9 protein-coding genes and 1 pseudogene are annotated in these 6235 nt (G+C 46.8%); 9 read left to right on the top strand and 1 reads right to left on the bottom strand.

The annotated features are described in order from the left end of the window. From B3S86_RS15325 to rsmI, 9 genes are all read left to right on the top strand, one after another. A partial coding sequence (locus B3S86_RS15325) for an arginine decarboxylase (protein ID WP_290754323.1) occupies positions 1-1010 on the top strand: 1010 nt, incomplete at its 5' end. Continuing rightward, positions 1007-1645 (top strand): dTMP kinase, encoded by a 639-nt coding sequence (tmk, locus tag B3S86_RS15320; protein WP_035413201.1) that lies wholly within the window; start codon positions 1007-1009, stop codon positions 1643-1645. The genes B3S86_RS15325 and tmk, both read left to right, overlap by 4 nt. Further along, the gene (locus B3S86_RS15315; RefSeq protein WP_023466519.1) at positions 1642-1971 is read left to right on the top strand and encodes a cyclic-di-AMP receptor; all 330 of its coding nucleotides are present in this window, start codon (positions 1642-1644) and stop codon (positions 1969-1971) included. The genes tmk and B3S86_RS15315 overlap by 4 nt, the downstream gene beginning before the upstream one ends. Beyond that, positions 1971-2963, top strand: coding sequence for a DNA polymerase (locus tag B3S86_RS15310; RefSeq protein WP_035413204.1), 993 nt, complete (start codon positions 1971-1973; stop codon positions 2961-2963). Before B3S86_RS15315 ends, B3S86_RS15310 begins: the two co-directional genes overlap by 1 nt. A 6-nt stretch (positions 2964-2969) precedes the next feature. Beyond that, positions 2970-3800 carry a PSP1 domain-containing protein gene (locus tag B3S86_RS15305; protein ID WP_029343044.1) on the top strand — a complete coding sequence of 277 codons (831 nt, stop codon included), beginning with the start codon at positions 2970-2972 and terminating at the stop codon, positions 3798-3800. Positions 3801-3808: 8 nt separating this feature from the next. After that, complete coding sequence (yabA, locus tag B3S86_RS15300; protein WP_119182633.1) at positions 3809-4159, top strand: DNA replication initiation control protein YabA; 351 nt, start codon at positions 3809-3811, stop codon at positions 4157-4159. Positions 4160-4210: 51 nt separating this feature from the next. After that, the gene (locus B3S86_RS15295; protein WP_056061982.1) at positions 4211-4948 is read left to right on the top strand and encodes a tRNA1(Val) (adenine(37)-N6)-methyltransferase; all 738 of its coding nucleotides are present in this window, start codon (positions 4211-4213) and stop codon (positions 4946-4948) included. Beyond that, the gene (locus tag B3S86_RS15290) at positions 4941-5195 is read left to right on the top strand and encodes a GIY-YIG nuclease family protein (protein ID WP_035413209.1); all 255 of its coding nucleotides are present in this window, start codon (positions 4941-4943) and stop codon (positions 5193-5195) included. Before B3S86_RS15295 ends, B3S86_RS15290 begins: the two co-directional genes overlap by 8 nt. After that, positions 5192-6049, top strand: a complete 858-nt coding sequence (rsmI, locus tag B3S86_RS15285; protein ID WP_290754316.1) for a 16S rRNA (cytidine(1402)-2'-O)-methyltransferase — start codon at positions 5192-5194, stop codon at positions 6047-6049. Before B3S86_RS15290 ends, rsmI begins: the two co-directional genes overlap by 4 nt. 35 nt (positions 6050-6084) lie before the next feature. Here rsmI and B3S86_RS15280 read toward each other — a convergent pair. Further along, positions 6085-6235 (bottom strand): annotated as a pseudogene (locus B3S86_RS15280) (transition state regulator Abh); the annotation flags it as partial.

Genomic DNA, 6235 nt, shown 5'->3' with positions numbered 1-6235 from the left:
ATGTTTCACGTGAAACATTAAAGGAAGCGTTTACGAAATATCCGGGAGGAGTTGGCGTGTTTATCACTTCACCGACATATTACGGAGAAGTGGCTGATATCACGTCACTCGTTCAGCTCACGACGTCGCACGGACTCCCTTTATTAGTGGATGAAGCACACGGTGCACACTTCGGTAAAGCATTTGGTGTTCGTTCTGCATTTGAATTAGGAGCAACCGCTGTTGTCCAGTCTGCCCATAAAACGCTTCCTGCACTGACGATGGGAGCATGGATGCACGAGCGATTTTCGGAAAAGATGAGAAGAAAGTTACAGCGAGCGCTCCAAGCGTTTCAAACCTCAAGTCCTTCGTATTTGTTACTGGCTTCATTAGACTATGCCCGTTCCTATCGTGAACAATGGACAGTTGAAGGTATGTCAGATATTCAGGTTAGTCACGATGCGTTTATCGAATCACTTCAACGGTTCGATCATATGACCGTCCTTCGCTTTGATGATTGGTCACGGATGACATTAACGTATGAGGGATATTCAGGAGATGCGTTGTTGCACGCGTTACGAGCTGTTCAACTCGATGCGGAATTTGCTCTAGGAGATCACGTCGTCTGTATTTTGCCACTTCGTCCGCTAGCAAAGTCTGAGCAGGATGACTGGGTTCATCGTGTCGAACGCGCTATTCAAATGATGAAATCAGAAGGAATTCCTTTGAAAAGGTATATCGAGCAACCAATTATGGGTAAAATACAGGTATCTGCTTTAGCTTGTTCTTATGAACAGTTAGAACAAGCAACAGGTACGTTCCGTCAGCTGGATGAGTGTATCGGTCATGTTTCACTCGAAACCATTATTCCGTACCCGCCAGGTATTCCATTGATCGTCAGAGGCGAACGCATTACGGCGGAACAGGTACTACGTTTACGACATTATCAAACCGTAGCCGTTCATTTGCAAGGGGGCGAACAATTGCAACAAGGAGCGTTACGCGTCATAGAGGAAGGGTTTGAAAGATGAAAGGTACGTTCATTACTGTCGAAGGACCGGATGGTGCCGGGAAAACGACACAACTACAATTGCTTAATGATGTGTTAAAAGAAAAGGGCTATAATGTCATGATGACCCGTGAGCCAGGTGGCACACGCGTTGGGAACGAAATTCGTTCATTGATTTTAAATCCTGATTTTGAAGAAATGAAAGAGATGACGGAAATTCTGCTGTATGCAGCGTCTCGTGCCCAGCATGTCGAAGAATTGATTCGACCGGCGTTAGAGGCAGGCACAATCATCTTATGTGACCGATTCGTTGATGCCTCACTTGCCTATCAAGGATATGGGCTTGGACATCCGATTGATCTCGTGCGTCATATTAATGATTCTGCAACAGGTGGATTAGCGCCAGACCGGACGTATTTATTTGATTTAACGGTAACGGATTCTAAAAAACGAATGATGGACCGGGGAGCACTTGATCGAATCGAGCAACGAGATGATGCGTTTCGTGCCCGTGTCTATGATGGTTTCAAACAGATTGCGGCATCGGACCCAGAACGGGTACAGATTGTACAAGCCAATCGATCGATTGAAGTGATTCATCAGGACTTAGTGGAAGATGTCATTACGTATTTAGAAGAAAAGGAGAGATTCTCATGAAAATGGTCATTACGATTGTTCAAGATAAAGACAGCTTACGTTTGGCGGAAGCGCTTGTCGAGCATGATTTCCGAGCAACGAAACTAGCAACGACAGGTGGTTTTCTTAAAGAGGGAAACACGACGTTCATGATTGGTGTACAGAGTGAGCGTCTCGACGATCTGTTAAGATTGATCAAAAAGAATTGTTCGAGTCGTGAACAGATGGTCTCTCCAATCTCACCAATGGGTGGTCATGCCGATTCTTATATCCCGTACCCTGTTGAAGTCCAGGTAGGCGGGGCAACGGTCTTCGTCTTGCCAATCGAAGGGTTTCACCAATTCTAATGCAGACGTTTCATGAACTGGAACAGACACAATCGGTCATTTCGACGATTCTTCAAAATTCGTTACGAAACGATCGAATCAATCACGCTTATATCTTCACTGGAGACTATGAGCCGCTTCTACTTGAAGCGGCTCACTTGTTCGCGAAAAGCCTTTTTTGTGAGACCCCGGTCGATGTAGAACCGTGTGGTGTCTGTCGTAGCTGTCGGCGGATGGAAAGTGGTAACTTGGTCGATTATTATGAAATCGAACCAGATGGCGCGACCATCAAAAAAGAACAGATTCAACAATTGATGCATGATCTCTCACTCCGAGGACTTGAAGGCGATCGTCAGATTTATGTCATTACACAGTCCCATAAGATGACTCCCCAAGCAGCGAACAGTTTGCTGAAGTTCTTTGAGGAACCAGGAGAAGGAAAAGTGGCCTTATTGTTGACGAATCAACCTCAACTCCTTTTACCTACGATTCGATCGCGGGGACAGTTATTAAGTTTTCGTCCAGCGGATCGTCAAATGATTGGCGAGGTTTTATCTGAAAAAACGGGACGGGACCACGAGTTGACGCAACTGGCAGCGCGTGTCTATCCAAAAGTCGAGGATGCAGAAGAAGCATTACTCGAAGACTGGTTTGTAAATGCGCGAGCGTCAGTGTTACAATTGATGGAGGAATTAGCGAATCGTCCGGCTGATTTACCACTGTTCGTACAAGAGAAATGGATGGGACAATTCAAGAACCGTCAGGATGTCCGAATTGGTCTTGAACTCGTCACTTGTTTCTTCGAGGATGTCTTACGCCTGAAACTGAATCCGGCGTGGGAAGGTATGACCTATACGAATAGTAAACCCCAACTTGAACAGATGGGGTCCAAGAGCCAGACGACGATCACCCGCTGGTTACAAGCTGTGCTTGCCGCAGTCCGACGGGTCGAAGCGAATGTTAATCCCCAATTAACAGTTGAGCGTCTCATGTTTGACTTACAGAAAGGGTAGAGCGACATGCTAGAAGTAGTAGGCGTTCGCTTTAAAGAAGCGGGCAAAATTTATTATTTTGCACCTGGACAAGAGTCATTATCACGAGGACAAGCAGTCATCGTTGAGACGGTACGGGGCATTGAATATGGCGAAGTGGTCATCGCCGATAAACAAATGGACGAAGAAGATGTGGTGTTGCCACTGAAATCCATTCTTCGAATTGCTGACGATAAGGATGCAATGATCGTCCGCGAAAATAAAGTCGCAGCGCTTGATGCGCATGCGGTATGTGTCGAAAAAATCCGTGAACATAAACTCGATATGAAATTGGTCGATGTCGAGTACACGTTTGACCGCAATAAGGTCATCTTCTACTTCACGGCAGAAGGACGTGTTGACTTCCGTGAGCTCGTCAAAGATTTAGCGGCTGTTTTCCGGACACGCATCGAACTCCGTCAAATCGGTGTTCGAGATGAAGCGAAGTTACTTGGAGGCATTGGTCCATGTGGTCGTGTCTTATGTTGTTCATCTTTCCTTGGTGAGTTCGAACCGGTCTCGATCAAGATGGCAAAAGATCAAAACCTGTCGTTGAATCCGACGAAGATTTCAGGGGTGTGTGGTCGTTTAATGTGCTGTCTAAAATATGAGAACGATACGTATGAAGAGATGCGCCGTGACTTGCCGGACTATGGAAAACGTTTGACGGTACCTGAAGGCGAAGGACGCGTCGTTGGCTTGAACATCCTCGATCAAGTCGTTCAAATTGAACTGAAGGATCGTTCCCGCGTCTTGACGTATTCGATGGAAGAACTATTATCCGTTGGTGCCGTAAAACCAAAACGACCAAAAGAATAACGGGGTGCATACGCGTGGAGAGAGTCGATAAAAAAGAAATCATTACGCGTGTCGATGCGATTGAGCAACAGATTCATTTGCTGACTGAGCATCTGAGCGTGTTAAAGGATCAGCTGGCTTACATGATGGAAGAGAACCAACATCTGTATCTGGAGAATCATCATCTTCGGGAAAAAGTCGAACGCGATGAACAACAGCCGGTCACGGAAGCGGAAGAAGCGGAAGCAGGCGTTGGTGCGGGCTATGACAATCTCGGACGATTGTACCAGGAAGGGTTCCACATCTGTAACTTGCATTATGGACAAGTGCGAAAAGACGGCGATTGTCTCTTCTGCTTATCCATGTTAACGAAACATTGAGAGGCTGACTTCTACATGAGTCAGTCTTTTTTTCGGAAAGGAAGGCACGACATGTTTGAACTATTACCAGACGAACGACTTGATTATCTCTTAGGACAAGAAGGGAAAATCATTCAAAGTCCATCCGTCTTCTCCTATTCACTCGATGCGGCATTGCTCGCACGATTTGCATGGGTTCCAATTCAACAGGGGCGGATTGCCGATCTTTGCTCTGGGAACGGTGCGATCCCACTCTTTTTATCCTACCGGACGAAAGGGCAGATCACGGGTCTTGAAATTCAGCCGCGACTAGCGGAGATGGCGCGACGTAGCATTAACTTGAATGAACTGAACGACCAGATTGAGATGATTGATGGTGACGTCAAAGAGGCGGGGGCACGTCTTGGATACGGCATCTATGATGCTGTCACCTGTAATCCGCCTTATTTTTTAGCCAACGAGACATCAAACCAAAACCAAAGTGAACATTATACGATCGCAAGGCATGAAGTCCTCTGTACACTTGAAGACTGTATTCGTGGTGCATCTGATTTGTTAAAACAAGGCGGAAAGGCAGCGTTCGTCCATCGACCGGAACGACTGCTCGATATCGTCACTTTGATGCGAACATACCGCTTGGAACCGAAACGGATGCAGTTGATTTATCCGAAGGCAGGGAAGGAAGCGAACATGCTTTTGATCGAGGGGATCAAGGACGCAAAACCTGGACTGAAGGTTCTTTCCCCGTTCATCGTCTATGAAGCGGACAACTCGTATGCGGCTCAGATGAAGGAACTGTTCGATGTCTGAGCATGCAGTCTATATCGTTCGTTGCCAAGATGATACGTATTATACGGGTTACGCAGTAGACGTCACGCAACGCATCGCAACACATAATGCAGGCAAGGGGGCGAAGTATACACGTGCCCGTCTGCCGGTCGTCCTCGTTCATGAGGAAATTTTCGCGACAAAATCAGAAGCGATGAAGCGGGAATACGCGATTAAACAATTGACACGTTCACAGAAAGAGCGTTTGATTCAAGGAGGAACCTCATGAAAGCGACAAGTAGCTATCAACAGCAAGGAGTCGGTCTCTATATCGTCCCGACACCAATCGGCAATTTAGAAGACATGACGTATCGAGCTGTCCGGATCTTACAGGAATCTGATATCGTCGCAGCAGAAGATACCCGGCAGACGATGAAACTGTTTCGGCATTTTTCGATTGAGACGAAGCTGGTCAGTTACCACGAACACAATAAACAAACAAGTGGCGAACGACTACTCGCTGATTTAGAGGCGGGAAAGCAAATTGCCCTCGTCTCCGACGCCGGGATGCCCGGTATTTCGGACCCGGGAAGCGATTTGATCCGCCTAGCGATCGCAGCAGATATTCCTGTCATCGTTCTTCCGGGTGCGAACGCTGCATTGACAGCCCTTGTCGCGTCCGGTCTGTCGACAGAACGCTTTTTGTATTATGGTTTTTTGCCACGAAAGAAAAAAGAACGCCGCGAAGCGTTAGAGCAATTGAAATACGAATCAGGAACACTCATCTTTTATGAAGCACCGCATCGATTGAAAGAGATGTTGCAAGGGATCGAAGAAGTACTTGGTGATCGCCAGGTGACGTTAGCCCGAGAACTAACGAAACGGTATGAAGAGTATATTCGTGGAAGTGTGAGTGAATTACGCGCTTGGGCAGCAGAAGACGTTCGAGGTGAGTTCGTCGTCCTTGTCGAAGGATCAAACGAAGAACGACCGGATGCCGTCATTCAAGACAGTGATCCGCTCGAGCAAATCCGTCGGTATATCGAAGAGGGCGAAAAGCCGAATGCAGCGTTGAAGCGTGTCGCAAAAGAACGAGGACTGGATCGTCAGGAACTGTACCTCGCGTTTCACGAAGCAGATTAAAAAAAGAAGCCCCGTTAAGGAGCTTCCTTTTTTGTTTATTCGTTGCTTGCGTAATGACGATCGAGGAAATCTTTTAATTCAACGAGAACGCGTTGTGCGCCATCTGGTGAAAGAATCAATTTACCATCAGCCAATTTGAAGTTATCTTCTGATACTTCACCTGTCACTTGGCAAGTCATGTTTGGT

The sequence above is a fragment of the Exiguobacterium sp. UBA3968 genome, assembly GCF_002385115.1.
Classification (GTDB): domain Bacteria; phylum Bacillota; class Bacilli; order Exiguobacteriales; family Exiguobacteriaceae; genus Exiguobacterium_A.
This window is presented reverse-complemented; position numbering and strand designations above follow the sequence as displayed.

What these genes read in the sequence shown, in the direction of transcription:
- B3S86_RS15305 (WP_029343044.1), top strand. Translation starts at nt 2,970, where the DNA reads ATGCTAGAAGTAGTAGGCGTTCGCTTTAAAGAAGCGGGCAAAATTTAT.
- tmk (WP_035413201.1), top strand. Translation starts at nt 1,007, where the DNA reads ATGAAAGGTACGTTCATTACTGTCGAAGGACCGGATGGTGCCGGGAAA.
- B3S86_RS15310 (WP_035413204.1), top strand. Translation starts at nt 1,971, where the DNA reads ATGCAGACGTTTCATGAACTGGAACAGACACAATCGGTCATTTCGACG.
- B3S86_RS15295 (WP_056061982.1), top strand. Translation starts at nt 4,211, where the DNA reads ATGTTTGAACTATTACCAGACGAACGACTTGATTATCTCTTAGGACAA.
- B3S86_RS15315 (WP_023466519.1), top strand. Translation starts at nt 1,642, where the DNA reads ATGAAAATGGTCATTACGATTGTTCAAGATAAAGACAGCTTACGTTTG.
- B3S86_RS15290 (WP_035413209.1), top strand. Translation starts at nt 4,941, where the DNA reads ATGTCTGAGCATGCAGTCTATATCGTTCGTTGCCAAGATGATACGTAT.
- rsmI (WP_290754316.1), top strand. Translation starts at nt 5,192, where the DNA reads ATGAAAGCGACAAGTAGCTATCAACAGCAAGGAGTCGGTCTCTATATC.